31 protein-coding genes, 2 tRNA genes and 1 pseudogene are annotated in these 16,552 nt (G+C 52.0%); all 34 read right to left on the reverse strand.

Features of this window, described 5'->3' with window-relative positions:
- Positions 1-31: 31 nt before the first annotated feature.
- The gene (locus FDX14_RS16465; RefSeq protein WP_137349860.1) at positions 32-529 is read right to left on the reverse strand and encodes a phage tail tube protein; all 498 of its coding nucleotides are present in this window, start codon (positions 527-529) and stop codon (positions 32-34) included.
- Positions 530-579: 50 nt separating this feature from the next.
- Positions 580-945, reverse strand: a complete 366-nt coding sequence (gene gp17 / locus FDX14_RS16470; RefSeq protein WP_137349861.1) for a tail completion protein gp17 — start codon at positions 943-945, stop codon at positions 580-582.
- A complete protein-coding gene (locus FDX14_RS16475; RefSeq protein ID WP_137349862.1) occupies positions 942-1,427 on the reverse strand; it encodes an HK97-gp10 family putative phage morphogenesis protein in 486 nt (161 codons plus the stop codon). Before FDX14_RS16475 ends, gp17 begins: the two co-directional genes overlap by 4 nt.
- Complete coding sequence (locus FDX14_RS16480) at positions 1,420-1,752, reverse strand: phage head closure protein (protein WP_113857612.1); 333 nt, start codon at positions 1,750-1,752, stop codon at positions 1,420-1,422. Before FDX14_RS16480 ends, FDX14_RS16475 begins: the two co-directional genes overlap by 8 nt.
- A gap of 2 nt (positions 1,753-1,754) precedes the next feature.
- Positions 1,755-1,940: a hypothetical protein gene (locus tag FDX14_RS16485; protein ID WP_113857613.1), complete on the reverse strand. Its 186-nt coding sequence runs from the start codon at positions 1,938-1,940 to the stop codon at positions 1,755-1,757.
- A gap of 60 nt (positions 1,941-2,000) precedes the next feature.
- Complete coding sequence (locus FDX14_RS16490) at positions 2,001-2,306, reverse strand: head-tail connector protein (protein ID WP_252182536.1); 306 nt, start codon at positions 2,304-2,306, stop codon at positions 2,001-2,003.
- The gene (locus tag FDX14_RS16495; RefSeq protein ID WP_137349863.1) at positions 2,275-2,517 is read right to left on the reverse strand and encodes a hypothetical protein; all 243 of its coding nucleotides are present in this window, start codon (positions 2,515-2,517) and stop codon (positions 2,275-2,277) included. The genes FDX14_RS16490 and FDX14_RS16495 overlap by 32 nt, the downstream gene beginning before the upstream one ends.
- Positions 2,518-2,553: 36 nt before the next feature.
- Complete coding sequence (locus FDX14_RS16500) at positions 2,554-3,717, reverse strand: phage major capsid protein (protein WP_137349864.1); 1,164 nt, start codon at positions 3,715-3,717, stop codon at positions 2,554-2,556.
- Positions 3,718-3,728: 11 nt separating this feature from the next.
- Positions 3,729-4,397, reverse strand: coding sequence for an HK97 family phage prohead protease (locus FDX14_RS16505; RefSeq protein WP_252182538.1), 669 nt, complete (start codon positions 4,395-4,397; stop codon positions 3,729-3,731).
- Between the two features lie 17 nt (positions 4,398-4,414).
- Positions 4,415-5,692 carry a phage portal protein gene (locus tag FDX14_RS16510; protein ID WP_137349866.1) on the reverse strand — a complete coding sequence of 426 codons (1,278 nt, stop codon included), beginning with the start codon at positions 5,690-5,692 and terminating at the stop codon, positions 4,415-4,417.
- 2 nt (positions 5,693-5,694) lie between these two features.
- The gene (locus tag FDX14_RS16515; protein ID WP_137349867.1) at positions 5,695-7,227 is read right to left on the reverse strand and encodes a terminase large subunit; all 1,533 of its coding nucleotides are present in this window, start codon (positions 7,225-7,227) and stop codon (positions 5,695-5,697) included.
- Between the two features lie 9 nt (positions 7,228-7,236).
- Entirely contained in the window at positions 7,237-7,671 is a 435-nt protein-coding gene (locus tag FDX14_RS16520) for a hypothetical protein (protein WP_097475620.1), read from the reverse strand.
- Positions 7,672-7,882: 211 nt separating this feature from the next.
- Positions 7,883-8,173, reverse strand: a complete 291-nt coding sequence (locus FDX14_RS16525; RefSeq protein WP_137349868.1) for an HNH endonuclease — start codon at positions 8,171-8,173, stop codon at positions 7,883-7,885.
- 8 nt (positions 8,174-8,181) lie between these two features.
- Positions 8,182-8,496, reverse strand: a complete 315-nt coding sequence (locus FDX14_RS16530; RefSeq protein ID WP_137349869.1) for a hypothetical protein — start codon at positions 8,494-8,496, stop codon at positions 8,182-8,184.
- A 157-nt stretch (positions 8,497-8,653) separates the two neighbouring features.
- Positions 8,654-8,977, reverse strand: coding sequence for an Rz1-like lysis system protein LysC (lysC, locus tag FDX14_RS25480; protein ID WP_502704210.1), 324 nt, complete (start codon positions 8,975-8,977; stop codon positions 8,654-8,656).
- Positions 8,916-9,179: pseudogene (locus tag FDX14_RS16540) on the reverse strand (DUF2570 domain-containing protein); the annotation flags it as partial. The pseudogene FDX14_RS16540 and the gene lysC, both read right to left, overlap by 62 nt.
- Positions 9,176-9,574 (reverse strand): M15 family metallopeptidase, encoded by a 399-nt coding sequence (locus FDX14_RS16545; RefSeq protein ID WP_137349872.1) that lies wholly within the window; start codon positions 9,572-9,574, stop codon positions 9,176-9,178. The pseudogene FDX14_RS16540 and the gene FDX14_RS16545, both read right to left, overlap by 4 nt.
- Positions 9,561-9,866 carry a phage holin family protein gene (locus tag FDX14_RS16550; RefSeq protein WP_001472851.1) on the reverse strand — a complete coding sequence of 102 codons (306 nt, stop codon included), beginning with the start codon at positions 9,864-9,866 and terminating at the stop codon, positions 9,561-9,563. The genes FDX14_RS16545 and FDX14_RS16550 overlap by 14 nt, the downstream gene beginning before the upstream one ends.
- Positions 9,867-10,053: 187 nt before the next feature.
- Positions 10,054-10,129 (reverse strand) — tRNA-Thr (locus FDX14_RS16555).
- 5 nt (positions 10,130-10,134) lie between these two features.
- A tRNA-Asn gene (locus FDX14_RS16560) sits at positions 10,135-10,209 on the reverse strand.
- A 223-nt stretch (positions 10,210-10,432) separates the two neighbouring features.
- Positions 10,433-11,116 carry a DUF1133 family protein gene (locus tag FDX14_RS16565; RefSeq protein ID WP_137349873.1) on the reverse strand — a complete coding sequence of 228 codons (684 nt, stop codon included), beginning with the start codon at positions 11,114-11,116 and terminating at the stop codon, positions 10,433-10,435.
- Positions 11,113-11,694, reverse strand: a complete 582-nt coding sequence (locus FDX14_RS16570; RefSeq protein ID WP_137349874.1) for a recombination protein NinG — start codon at positions 11,692-11,694, stop codon at positions 11,113-11,115. Before FDX14_RS16570 ends, FDX14_RS16565 begins: the two co-directional genes overlap by 4 nt.
- The gene (locus FDX14_RS16575; RefSeq protein WP_137349875.1) at positions 11,687-12,136 is read right to left on the reverse strand and encodes a recombination protein NinB; all 450 of its coding nucleotides are present in this window, start codon (positions 12,134-12,136) and stop codon (positions 11,687-11,689) included. The genes FDX14_RS16570 and FDX14_RS16575 overlap by 8 nt, the downstream gene beginning before the upstream one ends.
- A 205-nt stretch (positions 12,137-12,341) precedes the next feature.
- Entirely contained in the window at positions 12,342-12,668 is a 327-nt protein-coding gene (locus FDX14_RS16580; RefSeq protein ID WP_137349876.1) for a hypothetical protein, read from the reverse strand.
- A 69-nt stretch (positions 12,669-12,737) separates the two neighbouring features.
- Positions 12,738-12,995, reverse strand: a complete 258-nt coding sequence (locus tag FDX14_RS16585; RefSeq protein ID WP_137349877.1) for a DNA polymerase III subunit theta — start codon at positions 12,993-12,995, stop codon at positions 12,738-12,740.
- Positions 12,996-13,163: 168 nt separating this feature from the next.
- Entirely contained in the window at positions 13,164-13,436 is a 273-nt protein-coding gene (locus tag FDX14_RS16590) for a hypothetical protein (protein ID WP_137349878.1), read from the reverse strand.
- Positions 13,437-13,456: 20 nt separating this feature from the next.
- Positions 13,457-13,798 (reverse strand): hypothetical protein, encoded by a 342-nt coding sequence (locus FDX14_RS16595; RefSeq protein ID WP_137349879.1) that lies wholly within the window; start codon positions 13,796-13,798, stop codon positions 13,457-13,459.
- A 7-nt stretch (positions 13,799-13,805) separates the two neighbouring features.
- Entirely contained in the window at positions 13,806-14,081 is a 276-nt protein-coding gene (locus FDX14_RS16600) for an ASCH domain-containing protein (RefSeq protein WP_137349880.1), read from the reverse strand.
- 1 nt (position 14,082) lies between these two features.
- A complete protein-coding gene (locus FDX14_RS16605; protein WP_137349881.1) occupies positions 14,083-14,706 on the reverse strand; it encodes a hypothetical protein in 624 nt (207 codons plus the stop codon).
- Between the two features lie 3 nt (positions 14,707-14,709).
- Positions 14,710-14,898, reverse strand: a complete 189-nt coding sequence (locus tag FDX14_RS16610; RefSeq protein WP_137349882.1) for a hypothetical protein — start codon at positions 14,896-14,898, stop codon at positions 14,710-14,712.
- A gap of 1 nt (position 14,899) precedes the next feature.
- Positions 14,900-15,286 carry a hypothetical protein gene (locus FDX14_RS16615; protein ID WP_137349883.1) on the reverse strand — a complete coding sequence of 129 codons (387 nt, stop codon included), beginning with the start codon at positions 15,284-15,286 and terminating at the stop codon, positions 14,900-14,902.
- On the reverse strand, positions 15,283-15,567 hold the full coding sequence (locus tag FDX14_RS16620; RefSeq protein ID WP_137349884.1) for a hypothetical protein: 285 nt from the start codon (positions 15,565-15,567) through the stop codon (positions 15,283-15,285). The genes FDX14_RS16615 and FDX14_RS16620 overlap by 4 nt, the downstream gene beginning before the upstream one ends.
- Positions 15,564-15,983 (reverse strand): hypothetical protein, encoded by a 420-nt coding sequence (locus tag FDX14_RS16625; RefSeq protein ID WP_137349892.1) that lies wholly within the window; start codon positions 15,981-15,983, stop codon positions 15,564-15,566. Before FDX14_RS16625 ends, FDX14_RS16620 begins: the two co-directional genes overlap by 4 nt.
- A 210-nt stretch (positions 15,984-16,193) precedes the next feature.
- Complete coding sequence (locus tag FDX14_RS16630) at positions 16,194-16,430, reverse strand: hypothetical protein (RefSeq protein WP_137349885.1); 237 nt, start codon at positions 16,428-16,430, stop codon at positions 16,194-16,196.
- Positions 16,431-16,552 lie beyond the last annotated feature (122 nt).

Consider the following 16,552-nt stretch of genomic DNA (forward strand, 5'->3'; position numbering starts at 1 on the left):
CTCTCGAAATGGGGCATCAAGCCCCATCAGTTTAAGAAGCTGCCTTAGGAACCCACACCGCAGAACCGGAACGCTGGATAGATGCGGAGGTGGAGACGACCGTGTTTGCTGCAAAATCAAAAGGGAAGTCGGACACATAGCCTTTGAATACGAACCATGTGCGGCTGTCAGGTAGCACCAGGCCATCGACTGCACTGGATGCACCATCTTCAGCAGCAGTTGGCGATGCGTTTCCGTCTGACCATCCAATCGCGAACGTCAGGTCCTGATCCTCTTCGTCGTCCGAAATGGACAGGTTGTAGAGCATGATGTGGCTGGTATTTTTAGGATCAGCGTTAAGCGTCAGTGATGCTGTGCCAGGCGTTCGAAGACCACGCTTATAGCTGCGATCAAAGCGTTCAGAAAGACAGGTGTCTTCAATCTGGTCAGCCGGATTGCTGCCGGGTGAAAATGCAGTGATACATTCAACTTCGCTCACCGCGCCTTTTACGAGCACAAAGAGCTGCGTACCTTGCGTCAATACAGACATTGTTATCTCCGGTTATAAAAAAACCGGCTCAAGGCCGGTTGGGAAGGTTCTTATCGGTTGACTATCCAGTCCACGTCAAACGAATAGCGATAGCGTTTTGTTTCGGGGTCTCTTTCCTGTCCGCCCCAGCGCGTGATATGCGCATGCGGCTCAATAGCATCACGTAGTGCAGCGGCAACGGCGATCACTTCATCCACTGTGTCGGCATATGCATCCACCTGCAGCGTGAAAAAATCTGCATCAGGGCGCTGGGCCAGATAGTTCTCCGGAGAGCCGGTGATGTTCTGCCACACCACGTAGGGATAGACCAGATTGTCGTCATGCTGCCCGAACGGGTACAGACGCAGCGTGTCACCGCCTAACAGCGCAACCACCGTCGGTCTGGCGGCACAGACGATAAAGATCGGCGCAATCACGGAAGCATTCCTTTTTTCGCTGCGCGCCTGATGGCGCGGTCAATAGAATTTTCGTATTCAGAGGCGAAAACGTTTATCACCTCACTAACACTGCTTTCTGCCGCCGGGCGCATAAACGGCTGCGCTCGCACATTTTCGGTACCGAACTCAATTAGTCGCCAGTGTGGTGTCGGTGCATTCTCACCAAGGTCAGGATGTTTTTTGAGGACCGCACCATGAAGAACCCCAATCCGAAATCCCAGATTACCGGTTTTTTTGAAGAGGCGACCGTTCCAGCGCATCGCCACGTTGGCAGTAATGCTGCGTCCGGTTAATGGGTCATCAATCCTGGAAGCATTCGTTTTCGCTCTGTCGACAATCACATTTGCCGCCTTACGAAGTGCTGCCCGACCACCACGGCGGCGCAGATCATCGCTGATACTGTCCAGCTTCCCCAGAAGTGAATCGACCCCGGTTATACTAAAATCAATGCCATCAGCCATCGTTAACACCTCGCGAGCAGGGTAGCGTCAGATATTCCCGTCCGCTTTTATCATCTTCCAGTACACCCTGAATGTCGTAAACACGCCCACGGTAAAGAATGCGATGCTTATCCGTGACATCATCACGCCAGCGGATAGTGATCCGCGTTGTTACCTCGCTCTGCCCCGCTTGCGCGGCAACAAAGTCACGGGCTGACAAATCGGCAACGTTAGCCCAAAGCTCAGCCACATCAGCCCATCCATTAACTACCGCACCGGTAACCGGGCTCTGAGTTTTAACAGGCTTCTGAAGTGTGATTCGTTTATTGAGCTTTCCAGCCTGCATCACTACCCCCTGGGCTTGCCGCTGAGGTATGTCGCCACTGGTGAATCGAGCGTTGTCGTTTCGATGTCATCAGCCAGGGACTCATAAAGCAAAGCAACCATGGCTTCATTTGACTCCGCCAGGCGGTTCATTGCTGCGGTCTGGGCTGCCATTGCTGCCAGCAGTTGGTTTACCTGTTGCTCGTTCATAGGCGATTTTCATCCACTTTTTAAGCCACTCACGTCGGGCGGCGCATCCGGAACATGCCATCAGTGCCACCTCCGGTGTCTTATCAACAAGGCCTCAACGCCCAACGGCATGTCCGTGAGATTTTGCGCTGCTGCTTCGCGGTTCGCATACCAGTGGCCAATAAGCAATAGAATTGCCGCCCAGATGCCGGGTGTAAAAAGAATCTCACGGGGAGAAGCCTCACCTTCCGCTGGCGGCGTCAACGCTTCTACCAGCGCGCCGTCGCAGAACAATTCAACGTAATCGATGGCCGCTGAAGCGTAGGCAGTGATGAGCGAATCTTCGGCGTCGCTGTCAACCCTCAGATGCGTCTTTATCAGCGCCATCTGCTCCGCGCTTATTTCCACCTTTACCCCCGGATTTAGCTTTTACAGGTTGTTCAGGAACGGAAGTTTCCGCCTTTTCGGGCTCAATCTCTTCGGCAAGGCGCAGTTTCACCAGCACGTCGCCGATCTCTTTCTTCACCACCCGGCTCTCGCCCTGGGATACAGTTCCGAGGTGGTAATGTGAGAACATACGGAGAGCTTTAATTTTCATATCGTAAACGCGGCCATTTCTGACCGCGCCCTGCTGTTATTCGCCGGAAGAAATCGCAATATCGCCAGTCACGATAGCTGCGGGACGGTAGTGCGCCAGAGCCAGACGCTCTTCGCACAGAATGGTCAGCATGTTTTTAACGAAGTTATCGCGATCCTGGTTACTGATCTCGATAGTGGCATCCATGCGGTCCCACACCTGAGACGCCAGGCCAAATGCACCAACGGTGAACTTTCCTGCCGTCTGCGCTGTGGTTGATACAACCGGCAGACCCCAGAGCACTTTCGAGGCAAACGCCTGCGGGCCGCCGAGGATGTAATTGCCATTGGCGTCCTTCAGCAATGCGATGCGATGCCAGTCAGCCGGGTTGAGGATGATGCCGTCGGCTTCGAACTCACTTAGTGACACCTGGTAGATGGCATGCGCCAGAACATCAGCACCAGTATCCCCGGTCGCGTTAAGTGCGGTTTCGTATTCGTTCGCCACCACGTTCAACCCCTGGAGGTTGTCGCCGGTGCCATCACCGTTAAGCATTTGATTCTCTTCCACCAGCGCGAGACCGTACATCATGCGGGAGTTGATATAGGACTGCAGCGCCGGGGCGTCATCCATAATCTGGCGTGATGCCTGGATCCAGTGGGCAATGGTTTTGACATTCGCCGTTTCTTTGGTGAACGTGATATTACTCTCTGGTTTGAGGGTGCCTTCAGCAACCGGTGCGGCGGCGTTGGTAAACACATTTTCACGCACATATTCCAGCGCGTTACTGGTGATGCGCCCTTGTGCCAGCAGGTCACGAACGGTCAGGCGACGCAGGCCCGGCATCAGAATACCAGGTACCTGCTGGGGCTGTACAAGCACACCGGCGGATGCAGCGCCAGAACCGATCGCCTTATCGAAACTGGTGACTTTCGCTTTGGTACGGGAGCCGTCCCAGCCTTTCATCAGGTCTTCGGATACGCGCTCAGCAAAGGACTTTTGCGCAGCCTGATCCGGAGAGTTTCCGGCAAGTTTCTGCTCAAGATCGAACAGGCGGGTGCCGGTAGACTTCAGTTCTTCCTGTGCTTTGGTCAGATCGGCCTGAAGCTGCTTGTTAATTTCGCCGTTCTGGTTGATGGATTTACGCTGCTCTTCGATGAGTTCTTTCACTTCTTTCTGTGAATTCTCAATCGCTTTTTCGAGGGTTGCTAATTCAGACATGTGGTACTCCGTTATGCATTCCGCAGATTAGCGGCAAATGAAGTTATGCGCTGTGCCAGCGCGTCAATGTCGCCGCTACCGGACTCGCTCCGGCCTGCGGACTTCACGCGGGCAATAAATGCCTGCGCTTCTGCGCGCGTTAAACCGACTGAATCCCTCAGCCAGGCTTCCGCGTCACGAATGGTTTTGATACTGTCGATGCACTTCATGGCGGTGATACCCGCCAGCTCGTTCGCCGGGAATGTACAGACACTGATTTCCCGGAGGTAAGAAATGTTTTTGAAGATGAGGCCGGACGAGCCAACGGTGTAATCATCAGGGCCGACGGAGAATCCCACCGACATCCCATCAACGGTGCCATGTTGCATGGCAGCCTTCAGGTCTTCAGCCAAACTAAGGCCTGGGGTAAGCTGCCCACGGACAAACAAACCTTTTTCGTCTTCTTGCATGGCATCCCATTTGCCGACCGGGATAGCTCGCGTCTGGTGATTAAAGAACATCGCAACCTTACGGCTCTGATTGGCCACTACACCTGCGAATGCTCCAGGCAAAATAATATCGCCATCGGAGTCGGTGTTATTAAATACCGAGGCATAACCTTCAAACGTTCCTTTGCTGCCGTCGCCGATGAATTTGATTTCGGTCTGGTCGAAAGCCAGCGTCTTCTGAATATCAGGCATCATAGCCCCCATAAAAATTAAGCCCCGGCATTGCGGGGCTCTTTGTTTGATCCGAGATCGGTAATGGGTACGTTCTGCGACTGACGTGTCGCCACATCGCCTCCGGGAAGCGGCGGCAGGTTATCCAGGCGCCGTACCTCGTTAACGGTGCGAATCCCGGTATTGACCATGATTTGCATAAATGATGCCCGGCTTGTTGAATCACCGCGCAACAGCCCGTCGAGGTTATGCTCGGCGTGAATCACGCCCTGTTCTGACTCTTTAACCAGCCAGCGTTCAATGCTGTACTCCCACCGATCGAGATAGGGTTTGAGTGTGTACTGGAGAAAGCCCAGGTTTTGCTGCTCAATCCCCGAGCCCCACGATGTTGTTTTTTCCACATCACCGACCAGGTGCGGCGGCACACCATAGAACCGCGCCAGCTCGGCAACCTGAAACTTTCGCGCGGCCAGAATTTCCGAGTCCTGAGGAGAGACACCAATGGCTTGAGTCGTAAAACCGCTCTCCAGGATCCAGAGGCGCTTTTTAACCGGGCCGCCAGCAATCTCCTTGAAGTTTTCCTCCAGCTGTCCACGCTGCTCTTTGGTAAGCACCTTGCCATCGGTCATCAGGATCTGAGGAGACTTCGCGCCGTTTGCGAAAAACTCACGCTGATTGTCTTCCATGGCAATGGCGACACCTGCAGACTTCGCGCTGAACGCCAGCGGAGACAGGCCGGTCAGTCCGTTGAAGCCAAATCCCTTAAGATGGAAAATTTCTTTCTGTGAAAAGTTGGCGTATTCCGTGTCACGGCGATAGCGGTAGATAATGGTTTTGCCGTTTTCACTGAGCCGCACTTCCATATTGGCGCTCATCAGCGGAACCATGCTGATAACGTCGCCGACGCTGTTTCGCTCCACATGCGCGTAGGCGTTTCCATAAGCACAAAGCTGCATGGTCATGGCCTCACGAAACTCCAGCGCGGTCATGAAATTGTTGGGACGGAAGCGCAGTAACCTCGCGAGAGGGTGTGTGCCAGGTACCTTGCTTCTCTGATTGTCTTTGGTCTGGTAGACATCAAGGGGTAATGATGCGGTCACGGTAGAGATAAGCCTGATGCATGCCCACACAGTGCTGATTTGCATATTTCGCTCGTCAGTCACTACGGAGTCGCCAACTACACCGTGCGCGGACGTTCCTGCCATCTGCGAGCCCTTGTCAGGCGTCACAAGGCGGCCCCCTGTCAGGATGGAGGCCATGCGCGACCAGAATGGCGATCGCGTTCGCAGGTCAATGCTGTAATCGGTATCTGCCATTTTTACACGCTCAAGAAGTTATAAATGAAATCATTGACGTCGCCTGGATCCTCCACCTCATCACTCGTCTGGGCGCCGATTGACATCGCCAGAGCAACCATTCCATCGATACGCCCGCTTGATTTACCTTTCACAAACTTTCGGTTTCCGGCGGGATCAGAAATAACCGTGGCGTTTTTGGCGCACATTTCGAGGATCGGATGGTTGCCATGTTTAAGCTGCGCTCCGAGTAGCTTGGCTTCCAGCTCCCTCAGCGCAGGTGACATGGAGACAAAGCCCTGTCCGAATTCCACGAACCGCTCGAGCTCAGTTTCCGTGAATCCTGCGTCTATTAGATGTGGGCGAAGGAAACGCATGTTGTAACGGTCGAACGCCAGCGCCCTGACATTGCAAATGTCGAAAACGCGCCGCAGTTCGCGCGCAATAAATGCATATTCAATGGCCTTTCCGGGTGTCGTATTGAGAAAACCCTGCCTGGCCCAGATGTCATAAGGCACTCGATCGTTACGCGCCTTGTCCGCCAGCCCCTCTTCAGGTAGCCAGAACTTACAGTGCACATCACCCTGGGTTGTGTTGAGTACCAGTGCGGTAAGGTCCGAGACACTGGAAAGGTCCAGCCCGCCCCAGACGGTAGCCCCTGCCAGTTCGCCGGGTTCTTCTTTATTCATGTGCCAAACTGTCTGACTGACGAAAGGACTTTTAGCTTCAACCCTGCGATTCAGCACAAGGTTCTCAAACTCAGCCTGTCGTGACGGGAGGCGCTTCGCGCTGGCGGCCATATCAAGCACTTCTTTCTGGTTCATAAACACATCGAAGGCCGGGTTTGCCAGCCTTATGGCGTCAACGGAGAAAGGATCGATATCTTCCGGGGCCGTCTGTAGACGGACCACCGTGCGCGGGTCAGCACCGGTCAGTCCATCATCAATCAGCAGGCTGAGTAGATCGCTCGCATCGGGCGCCTGAGTGCTGATAATCACCGAGATAGGGTTATCCTGAGCAGCAGTCGCAGTTTCCAGTGCTTCATAAAGGGGATCACGGGTCCCACGAACCTGCCCCAGTTCATCATGCGCGACAAATCGAGGCGAGAAACCATAGGCAGTCGTGGCCTCTGCACTCAGCGCCCGATAATAAGAACCCAGTTCGGGGCAGTGAATTTCTTTCGCCGAGTCCTTTATCGCCACATACTGCATGAGCACCGGATTCATCCGGCACATCTTGGAGGCCAGGTTAAACAGAATGGCCGCCTGGTCACGCGAGCGTGCGGCAGAATACAGCTGCGAGTTCGGCGCCGCCTCCGGCCCCACCAGGTAGAGCAGCATCAGCATGGCGGTCTCTACCGTTTTGGCGTTCTTTCGCCCACGGCTGATAATTGCGCGACGTGTGCCATGCTTGTTATCGAATATAGCTCTAAAATCATCCTTCATGAACTCAGCCATTTTCAGTGGCTGGCCAACGAACTTTCCTTCAGGAATAACAATATTTCTTTCGCACCAGAGAATATTTCTCTCGGCTCTTGTCAGATTTTTTTTTGCCATCAAAGAGCCTTAATCAATTTCCCAGGGTTTTTTCTCCCGAGCCAGATTGTTGTGCGCGCGGCCAACTGTTTTTGGGTCGGCAGTAGCCTGGCGGGTGATCCTTAAACGTGTTGCCAGTGAAGATGCCGAGCGCACTTCACGCTCGCGCATGGCAAGAAGCTTGTCGTACCGCTTAAGTCCGTCCTCGCGCGATAGCCACTCCAGTTCAAACTCTTCAAGCTGAGTGGTGATTATTCTGGCCTGAACAACATGGCGGCAGTACATCTCCATCATGTCTCGATGAGTTTCAGTGAATGAACTGGCTGGATTGTCATTAACGAGCCTTACCCATACATTAATTTCCGGATCGCTCAGATGAATGGACGGCTGCAGCCTGCTTTCAGCCAGTGCCGGCAACGAGACAGCAGACGTCGCAGCCAGAGACTTTCTGCCTCGCTGTGCCATCGGTTTTTCCTTTTTTTCTGGACGTTTTTAAAAAAAGAGTTGAGGGCGCGGTCTTTTGAAGATTGCCGCCAGAGTTTTACCCCACCCCCCGCCTTCTCTGGCTGATAATGAGAAACGCTATCATTTCTCGATGATCCACAGGTTTCCGTTGGAAAGGGTGCTGGGTGTCAGTCGTTCGCCGACACCGAGGGCGATGTCAGTTGCTCTGCTGTTACCAGATAACCCGACCTTCATTATCGAACTCTGTAACCGTTCCGCCCTTCTCCATGCGTTGCTTTACCGAGTCGTGGCAGCGCTTGCATAACGACTGAAGGTTGTCCGGGTCATGGAAGAGTGTTTCATCGCCCTTATGTGGGGTTACGTGGTCAACAATGGAAGCAGATACCACCTGGTTACGCCGGAGATGAAACTCACATAGTGGTTGCTTTTGTAGTTGGTGGTAGCGAAGACGGTACCACCGCTTGGTGTTGTATAGGCTATGCCACGGTGAATCAGAAGCCATAGAACCCCTCAAAGAATTCTTTTTACTGCATTCCGGTAGCCCTTCTCAGCGCCTTCATATGCTGCATTTTTAATTTTTTCGAATACCTCATCCGAAGGTTTGCTTTCGAAATTAATTCGAGCGCCCGGGTCATCAAGATTAATTACCACCTGGTTTTCAACGGTGCTTTTATCCAGATTGAATACTGCAGTTGCCGTGGGAATTATATTTGGCTCGGTATTAATTATGACAGATGCCAGTCTATCGAGTAGTTGACCGTTAACAGCGATACCGAAGCCACAGAAGTGATCCCCACGGTAAAGCTTAGCAAGCTGAAATTTCATGGTCTCTCATTAAGGTAGGTGACCCATACAGAATAATAAGCTGGGTGGATTAGATACAGCCCCGGCATAACGGAGAACTCCGCCATTCAAAACCTATATAAATCTCTGTCAATGGCGCTTTACTGACACCATTTGCAGAATTTTATAAATAATCGTTCTACTGCGAGACTCGTTGCTTCTCGGCCTGCCTGATATCAGCCTTATCCCGGTTGCACTGCCCCAGCGCTGATAGCAGGCTGACGTTCAGATCCAGACTGGCCCCATAGGTCAGCGGATCTGGAATGACTGGCTGAGGCGTGTCAGAAGTCAGGTTTGCCGGAAGTGGCACCACCGGAACCTGTACGTAAACTGTCCGCGTATTGCCGCAGCCGATCAGCAGCTGCAACAGGCACAGGCCGATGAGCACAATCATCATCCGCAACAGCCACTTTGATATCTGCCTGGGCTCTCTGTGACTCCAGTGCGATCTGCTGTTTAGCATACTGGTTGGTCTCCAGAACGATGTTGGTGATTTTGATGGTGCGCAGAACGTTATCGGTGATGGTTACCGCACTGGTTGCTGAAAGCTCGGCATCATCAGCCCGTTTCTTCTCACTCTGGTAACTTCCGTAAGATAGCCATGAGGTCAGCGCTAGCAGGAGAATCACACCCGGCACAATCAGCGACTTCAGGCTGATGTTCATGCTGGGATCTCAACGTGAGGCGCGTCGATGAATTTTGTTTCAATCGGTAGCGACGGGTCATTCTTCCAGTTGATGCCGAAGCGGAGTTTCAGACCTTGCTCATCAGCAGCCTGTTTAACCGCTTTGAGCAGAGGTTTGAACTCCTCAATCTTCCAGGTGGTGTTTACCGGGATGATATCGACAGCATGACCGCTCAGGTGGCGGCTGTTCATCGTCTGTGACTTTCCAGTGGCAACTAGTTCTTTCTGTCTGGCTTGCGTTCTCAGACCTTCGATAACGATGAAGTCGACCGGGGTCAATTCAAGAGCTCGGCGGATAACTCTCACCAGATCAGGATTGACACCTTTCAGGTTTGTCTCACTGCGCTGGGAGAATTTAAAGTTATTGGTTTGCATTCTTCATCCCCGTCAGGCGTTCCCAGAAATACGTAAGAGCAACGGATCCCATCGCTCCGCTAATGCCGGACGTGACCAGAATCATGTGAAAACTCAGGCCGCTCTCCACGCTTATCAATCCACCAATCAGGCCGGTAAAGCCGGAGACAGCGATCTGCGCGAGAGCGTTAATCCAGCTCCATGTTGCTTTATTCTGCTTAACGTCAATCAGGTAGCGAACCAAACCGCCCCAGCATGCAATGCCGAGCAGAACTAGCCAGGACAGGCCTACAATTTTGTGGTCGTCATTCATACGTTTTGCCATATCACCTCCGAAGAAACGGGGTGCTGTGTTTGTAGTGTGGGAGGCCGTCAGGCACTGATAGCTACGTGGCATCTTTGATTGATTGTCTGCGGCCTGAATAAAAAAGCCCACGGCGCGTGGGCAATATGAGGGTCTAGCAATGTCAGCTCTTTGGCTGGATACCCTGGCTGGGATTTGGTGCCAGTTAACGGACTTGAACCGCTACCCATTCGCTTACAAGGCGACCGCTCTACCATTAGAGCTAAACTGGCAAATTTGGCGGGACAGGAAGGATTCGAACCTTCGACCAATCGGTTAACAGCCGATCGCACAACCTCTGTGCTTCTGACCCTGAATGCAAAAAGCCCCGAGCTATTAACCCAGGGCCATCGAATGACAACGCCATCATCCAGATGGCGGCCTGATTACTCAGGTCTTGGAGAACCTCTCAGCTCTCTACGGTTGGAGTACCAGACGATGCGCCGAAGATACCAACTAGGCGGTTCAGTGGTGAGAGCCGCCTCTTTTTCCTCACCACCTCGCTCTTTCGCCTTCGACGTCCGAGCATACAGTAATTATGCATCTTCAAAACTTGTTTTCAAGTCTTTTTTGCAAGTTTCTTTATTTTCGATGCCAAGTTCTGCAATTAACGTGAAGAAGACAGCAGAATTGAACAACTCGATGCACCAACGAACGCGATCGATGCACTGCTTTTCAGTCAAAAAAGGTGCGTGGTGATACTGCATCCAACGGGCCATATCGTTAATGGTCTTACGCCATGTGTAATAGTCCTTCCCGATTTCGTAGACGATGCTGTTTTTTGAGAAGGATTTGAGAATGATCCGCTCCATGAATTCGGCCTCTTCTTCATCAGCAGCATTTCCCATCAAATCAGATAGAGACTTTTTAGGCCAGATGATAGCTTTTGCCTGCATGATAAGCTGATCTCCTGAATATCCCATCTTGCGGAGACCGGCGAGCACAGTAGTAATCCTCTCCTGCTGCTCACCTGTCCATCCAGTGAGTATCATTGACCACATGCCGCCACCTCCAGACAGATATGAGGTGTCACTGCCACCAAACTCTCTACCCCAAAGTCCTAATAGCGAACGAACCCACCTACTTTGCGCAGGAGTCAGGCGGCGATATTTCCCAAGATATGAGCGGCGCGGTACAGAAGCCAACTTCATCCATGAGCATTCAGGATCGGCACGCAGTACCGATGCTTTTTGATAGTTGTCGATATCGGTGCGGGTCATGCTGCCTCCCTTGTTTTGACGAGTTGACGCCTCAGAGCGCTGTAATGCTTCCTGATGGCTTCGAGTTCTTCGATGGTGTATCGGTGTGGGGTATTGTTGTTTTCGAGCGCCTCGACGCGCTCAGCCCCGATTTTCTCGATAAGACCAAGGCGGTACTGCTGCTGATTGCCAGACAACTGCACATTGCAGTGGTGACATTGTTTACTAATATTGTCTTCGTTATAGCGCAGGTGTGATGCCTTACCGCGTGACCGGTAGTGACCTGCTTCCCACTGGACGGTGTCTAACGTGCCGCAACTGATGCATGGCAGATCATGGTCGCGCTCACGGATGTAGTCATTAACGACGCGCTGAGTTACGTCTTCCCAATGCCTGAGAGGTTTGACGGCTGCTTTTCGTTTGCGCCATGCAACGCGATCCGCTTTCTGTTTGTCGACGAGTTGTTTTTCTCGCTTCTTCTCCAGAACCTGTAGAGCGTATTCAGCGCCATGCTCAGGGCAGCACCACCAGACGTTGTCGTAGGTGGCAGTGAATTTTGTCTTGCAGATTTTGCAGCTGCGGCGGGTGGGTTTACGCATTGCGATCACCCCGCTGCTTTGCCCATTCAATTTCAATGCAGGATTTGTCGCTGAATTTGACGTTCTGCTGAGTGCCGAACCAGTAGATAGCCTCGATGACTTCAACCATCTGCTTGACGGTCATCTTACTGGTACGCTGCCCGAACATCACAATGCCTCCATCCAGACCGGGAGCCATGCGTTGCTCCTGCTTCTTGGACTTAGCGACCATTGCGGTTATCAAGTCTTTCCAGTCGTCTGAGTCGTATTTGTTGCCGAACCAGAGAACCTGATCGGAGAGGTCTTTCAAGAGCGGCCATAATTTACGGTTTTGCTGAGCGGTGCGGGTCATCTCTTTTATGTCGAGAATCAGCGGACGCTTAGCGTCGACCGGCAACTCACGGATGTAGTTGATGGCGTTCTGCTTAACAGATTCATTTACGAGGTGGAATTGTTGCTTCATACGCCACCTCCGAGAGGTAACGCAGAATGCAGAAAACCCTCAGCATTAGATAACGCTGACGGGATATGGTAGGTCGTACTCTTTGTGTTTCGCATCTAATTTCCCAATCAGATGCAGAGGTCACAGCCGGGTGCTCAATCCGACTGCGACATAATTATAACACTAATTTTGAGGGGGAGTAATGTTGCTTGACGTTGCGCGTGACTTATATCGGTGATGGGTCAGAGGATTCCTGAAGAGCTGAGTTGATGAGGAACGTAACCACGCCTATCACATCAACATCATCAAGAGATTCCCCTTCCAGAGCCTCGCCTTCTGACGTTATCAGCGCCTCACCCATTAGCTTTGCAAACTGAATGCGGCCACAATGATTGATGAGGATTGGCGCTCCCTGCTTAACCCTGAGAGCACGGTTAATCACTGCATAGCCGGATGACGTATCAATGACTATGCAGTTGGCATCCATGTGACATAAGCGATCAACCGTCAGGCATGATTCAACGTAGTCATTAGCGGGAGATGGGAAGCCCATATAAACACCTCACAATAAAATACTGTACACATATACAGTATAATCGTAATTTGTGGGTGTCAATGTGGATTACTTTTTCTCGTTCTGCGCAGCCATATCCAGATATCGCGGATCGGATGCTTTCGGCAGCGTCAGGCTCAGTTCACGATAATGGCGAACGCGCTCCATGAAGTAGTCACGCAGATGCTCCGGCTGTTCTCTCGCTACCTGTTCGGCAACCACTGGCTGATTGAGTCGCTCTTTGTACGCAACGCCGGATGCAGCAAGGTCAACACTTACCTTGTCCTGCTCTTCTTTCGATTTTGCTGCGATGTTCCAGTCCGACATGATGAATCCCCCTCGATGCTTTGAGAGGGATTATACATCACTGCTGCTGTGGTGATTATGGATATGGACTACCAACCTGACCGGGCTCGTTACTGCCGGTGCAAGCGTAATTATGGTCATTTGCGTGAGGGCAGCGTTTGTTTCCGCATTCAGGGCAATACATCTTCGTTAGTGCTGCCATTTCGCCTGCCCTCCCTCCGTCAGCTCGTGATAACGCTCCAGAGAGATAAGCTCACAATGCAGCGTCATGGACGTTTCAGGGTGGGTATATGTCGCCTTGCCTTCCCGCTTAAGCGTCTTGGTGCGCCAGTAAGTGCAGCGATGTGACCAGATTTTCCCAGTCAGGCCATTGGCCTGAAAACCTGCCCATGTCGATTTGTGCGGGACGCCGTTCACAATGCAGGCCTCCTGCACGTTTTGACCAAAATTAGTGTGAGTCATGAAAAATCCTATCGTGTGGTTTATTTTTTATCACGCCGCAACAATTTGTAGCGGCATCCGCATAACGTACATCTGGCGCTCATGGAACCGGAACGCGTTTGCTTCAATGAATGCCGCTTACACTCGGTGCATTCCTCTTGCTGGCAGCGTAAAGCCATGCGCTGATCAATGGTGCTTTTCACGGCATCCGGTATCTTGGTGTTCGGACGGCGTGGCTGTTTTATGCCCAGAGCGCTCAGTGTCTTCCGGTAGTCACGGCGTATCCATGAACCGCCAGGCTCATCTGCAAGCCCTTCCCCGATCATGTCTCCCAGCTTAACGAGCTGCCGATGGAGAAATGCCTTATCAACTTCGTTCATCATGGCCTCATTATACGTTCACTATGATGGCAAACACATCGACCTGTGCATCACCGAAATGTTTATGGGTAATCGACTCTTCGACGTACCCGCAATACGGCACATCAATCCGGCGTTCCAGATCATCGGCGCGGGGGTATCCCTTAGTGATAATCAGGTGCTCGTAGTCACGATTAACCAGACGTTTTCGCCAGTAGTCAGTTTGCAGCCGATACTCGAATTTCTTCACCCCTGCCTTCATTTGGTCGAAGTATTCACCCTTTACCGCCAGTTGCAGGTTAGCCACGTTACATTTCCTTCTGACGCCATTTTTCGCACTTATCTTTATCCTGATGATTACGCCGAAACGCCAGTAGCTCACGATACGCGTTGGATTGCGGGTTATCGCCGTGCGTCATCATTTCTAGGTCTTCATCCGTGAATGAATTGCTTGATGGTTGCTTGATTTCGCCTCCAGAAACGTTGCTATCACTGGTATGATTGCTTGACTGGTGCTTGAGCATGGCTGCGCAGTGATTCCACCATGCAGCGCGAATGATGGCATCACCAATGCTCATGTCAGGATGCTGACGGCATAGTTCCTCCCAGTGCTGGACTGGAAGCGCGAAAGGTACTGCCGGCGCTGGCGGTGCGATGTAGAGCGGGGTTGAGGATATGCCGCCAATACCCTCGGCGTTAGCAACGTAGTCGCCATCATTGGTCAATTGGTCACCTCCCCGGGCGTGAACTATCCACGCCACAGGCTCCGCACCAAACGCCGCAATAGCCGAATTAATCACCTTCACAGCATCAGCCATTGCGTAGCCGAGATTACCGCCGTCACTTTGTGCTGCTGCTTTGCTGAGTATTTCGCTTATCTGTTGCAGGCGCTCGAGTGATACAGGACCGTGCGCCGGGTGGTTAGTTTTCATGGGTTAGTCCTTACCGATAACAGCATTAATCCGATTGAGAACGATATCTGTCATCACGCCCTTACCGTTTGCAGAGACGTGGGACAGAATTTCACTGCGTGCGGCTTTGAGCGTTCCGACGCTCACCATTACCATTCTCTGATTCTCTTTGTTTGCAGCCTTCAAGCGCTCTAAAGATGATTTGTCAGCCATCTCACTCCCCCTTCACGCCAATGCCAGCGGCGGTAAGCGCTTTGTTGTAGTTGTTCTGGCAGTCGATATAACCTTTCGCGTAATCCTCAGAACCGCCATAGTGGACAATCTGGAAGTCATCGAATTGTTTCACTGCCACCTCCCGCGCCTCCAGTTCTGCTATGCGCTTCAATGCGGCTTCAGCGCGTTCAATCGCCGATTCAAGCGCACCCTTCAGTTCAGATGTGTATTCGGCATCGCAACAACTAGCGCAAATACATCCGCCATCTTCATGATGAATAGTTAGTGACCATTGGCTACAGAAGTCGCAATCTCGCATTACCGCCTGACTCCAGTCACGTCTTTTGCGCTCAGGAACATGCAGCGCCTGTTTGTTGAGTGCTGTCATTGGGCGGTCTCCTGAATTGGCATCAGCGCATCGCGGACGCTCTGGCGGTAGTAGTGGTGAAAGGCAAACGTCAGGCCTAGTTTTGTTGGGCGCTCATGCTTACCCAGCAGTTTGAGACGAGTACAAATGGTCGTCGCCGTCCAGCCAGAGTGATAACCAGCGGCTCGTTTCATAACGGTTTCAGCCAGTATGGTGCGAAAGTCGTCGCGCCCGAAGTTGGTATTTTCAAATGCGGCGTTGATCACTTCATCGGTGAGATGTGCATCGATAGCATTGCTCATAGCGTGGCTCCTTTGCGTAGTTGGGCGGCGAACTCTGCGAGAAACCTCTCTGCGTACTCGCCAGATATCCCATCAGCAGCTGGCTGCGTGGAGTTTGCCAGTTCTTCTTTGGTGTCCAGAATCATGCGCACCACGTCGCAGACTTCAGCCAGCGGCTTATCAACGAAACCATGATTGAATGCAGCAGCAAGGCGGCTGGCGGCATAGTTGATACCCTCATTACGCGCACTTGCCCGCACTTCAGCCAGGAAAGCGTCGGTGGCTGGGGTTTCAGGCATGCAGTCAGCAGCATCGAAATACTCTTCGCTTTTATCATCCCAAATCCAGCAATCACTTTTGATAAACTTGTTCAGCCCCGCATTCTCCGCCGCCAGCTCCCTGCACTTGCTCTCGGCGTTAGCGAGCTGTACTGCCATGTCTGTGAGTTTTTGCTCTGCTGCACCTTCTGCTGCTAGAAATGCTTTGTATGCCAAGTGAATACCAAATTGCGCATAGCAATTCCGGCGCTCATCCCATTCGAAATCGCTTCCGTGAAACCACTGCTCAGCAGTCATCCAAGCTTCAAATTTTTCTCTGCTAGTCATAATCCTACCCTCATAAAAAAGGCCCGCTTATTTGCAGGCCTGTTAATCGATGTTTTTGCGTTTTCGGCAGATGCCTATCCGCATCGTGAAAAATATGAATGTCAGCACCAGTAGCGATGCTTTGAATACTCTCTCAGGGCTAAGGTCTGGCGTGTAACCAAAATGGATGAAATGCACAACCTTGCCGCCTGATTTACGCTCCGTGTGCCATAGTTCAGTTGATATCCCAAAGCCAAATACGAACTTTCCAAGGAAGTAGAATTTATCGAGCTTCACCATTTCCTCCGGGAATAAAAAAGGCCGACTATCACGGCCACGCTTGCAGATAGCTCTGCTATGTAGATTTCAGTCATGTCAGATTTACCTGATGTAGTAGACTGGCCCCCTGAATCACCAGACAA

It is taken from the genome of Citrobacter sp. wls710 (assembly GCF_005281115.1).
GTDB lineage: Bacteria > Pseudomonadota > Gammaproteobacteria > Enterobacterales > Enterobacteriaceae > Citrobacter > Citrobacter werkmanii.

Bases quoted from the DNA above. Each gene is read 5' to 3' on its own strand.
- FDX14_RS16465 (WP_137349860.1), bottom strand. From the start codon at position 529: ATGTCTGTATTGACGCAAGGTACGCAGCTCTTTGTGCTCGTAAAAGGC.
- FDX14_RS16475 (WP_137349862.1), bottom strand. From the start codon at position 1,427: ATGGCTGATGGCATTGATTTTAGTATAACCGGGGTCGATTCACTTCTG.
- FDX14_RS16480 (WP_113857612.1), bottom strand. From the start codon at position 1,752: ATGCAGGCTGGAAAGCTCAATAAACGAATCACACTTCAGAAGCCTGTT.
- FDX14_RS16485 (WP_113857613.1), bottom strand. From the start codon at position 1,940: ATGAACGAGCAACAGGTAAACCAACTGCTGGCAGCAATGGCAGCCCAG.
- FDX14_RS16490 (WP_252182536.1), bottom strand. From the start codon at position 2,306: ATGGCGCTGATAAAGACGCATCTGAGGGTTGACAGCGACGCCGAAGAT.
- FDX14_RS16495 (WP_137349863.1), bottom strand. From the start codon at position 2,517: ATGAAAATTAAAGCTCTCCGTATGTTCTCACATTACCACCTCGGAACT.
- FDX14_RS16500 (WP_137349864.1), bottom strand. From the start codon at position 3,717: ATGTCTGAATTAGCAACCCTCGAAAAAGCGATTGAGAATTCACAGAAA.
- FDX14_RS16505 (WP_252182538.1), bottom strand. From the start codon at position 4,397: ATGCCTGATATTCAGAAGACGCTGGCTTTCGACCAGACCGAAATCAAA.
- FDX14_RS16510 (WP_137349866.1), bottom strand. From the start codon at position 5,692: ATGGCAGATACCGATTACAGCATTGACCTGCGAACGCGATCGCCATTC.
- FDX14_RS16515 (WP_137349867.1), bottom strand. From the start codon at position 7,227: ATGGCAAAAAAAAATCTGACAAGAGCCGAGAGAAATATTCTCTGGTGC.
- FDX14_RS16520 (WP_097475620.1), bottom strand. From the start codon at position 7,671: ATGGCACAGCGAGGCAGAAAGTCTCTGGCTGCGACGTCTGCTGTCTCG.
- FDX14_RS16525 (WP_137349868.1), bottom strand. From the start codon at position 8,173: ATGGCTTCTGATTCACCGTGGCATAGCCTATACAACACCAAGCGGTGG.
- FDX14_RS16530 (WP_137349869.1), bottom strand. From the start codon at position 8,496: ATGAAATTTCAGCTTGCTAAGCTTTACCGTGGGGATCACTTCTGTGGC.
- lysC (WP_502704210.1), bottom strand. From the start codon at position 8,977: ATGCTAAACAGCAGATCGCACTGGAGTCACAGAGAGCCCAGGCAGATA.
- FDX14_RS16545 (WP_137349872.1), bottom strand. From the start codon at position 9,574: ATGCAAACCAATAACTTTAAATTCTCCCAGCGCAGTGAGACAAACCTG.
- FDX14_RS16550 (WP_001472851.1), bottom strand. From the start codon at position 9,866: ATGAATGACGACCACAAAATTGTAGGCCTGTCCTGGCTAGTTCTGCTC.
- FDX14_RS16565 (WP_137349873.1), bottom strand. From the start codon at position 11,116: ATGACCCGCACCGATATCGACAACTATCAAAAAGCATCGGTACTGCGT.
- FDX14_RS16570 (WP_137349874.1), bottom strand. From the start codon at position 11,694: ATGCGTAAACCCACCCGCCGCAGCTGCAAAATCTGCAAGACAAAATTC.
- FDX14_RS16575 (WP_137349875.1), bottom strand. From the start codon at position 12,136: ATGAAGCAACAATTCCACCTCGTAAATGAATCTGTTAAGCAGAACGCC.
- FDX14_RS16580 (WP_137349876.1), bottom strand. From the start codon at position 12,668: ATGGGCTTCCCATCTCCCGCTAATGACTACGTTGAATCATGCCTGACG.
- FDX14_RS16585 (WP_137349877.1), bottom strand. From the start codon at position 12,995: ATGTCGGACTGGAACATCGCAGCAAAATCGAAAGAAGAGCAGGACAAG.
- FDX14_RS16590 (WP_137349878.1), bottom strand. From the start codon at position 13,436: ATGACTCACACTAATTTTGGTCAAAACGTGCAGGAGGCCTGCATTGTG.
- FDX14_RS16595 (WP_137349879.1), bottom strand. From the start codon at position 13,798: ATGATGAACGAAGTTGATAAGGCATTTCTCCATCGGCAGCTCGTTAAG.
- FDX14_RS16605 (WP_137349881.1), bottom strand. From the start codon at position 14,706: ATGAAAACTAACCACCCGGCGCACGGTCCTGTATCACTCGAGCGCCTG.
- FDX14_RS16610 (WP_137349882.1), bottom strand. From the start codon at position 14,898: ATGGCTGACAAATCATCTTTAGAGCGCTTGAAGGCTGCAAACAAAGAG.
- FDX14_RS16615 (WP_137349883.1), bottom strand. From the start codon at position 15,286: ATGACAGCACTCAACAAACAGGCGCTGCATGTTCCTGAGCGCAAAAGA.
- FDX14_RS16620 (WP_137349884.1), bottom strand. From the start codon at position 15,567: ATGAGCAATGCTATCGATGCACATCTCACCGATGAAGTGATCAACGCC.
- FDX14_RS16625 (WP_137349892.1), bottom strand. From the start codon at position 15,983: ATGGCAGTACAGCTCGCTAACGCCGAGAGCAAGTGCAGGGAGCTGGCG.
- FDX14_RS16630 (WP_137349885.1), bottom strand. From the start codon at position 16,430: ATGGTGAAGCTCGATAAATTCTACTTCCTTGGAAAGTTCGTATTTGGC.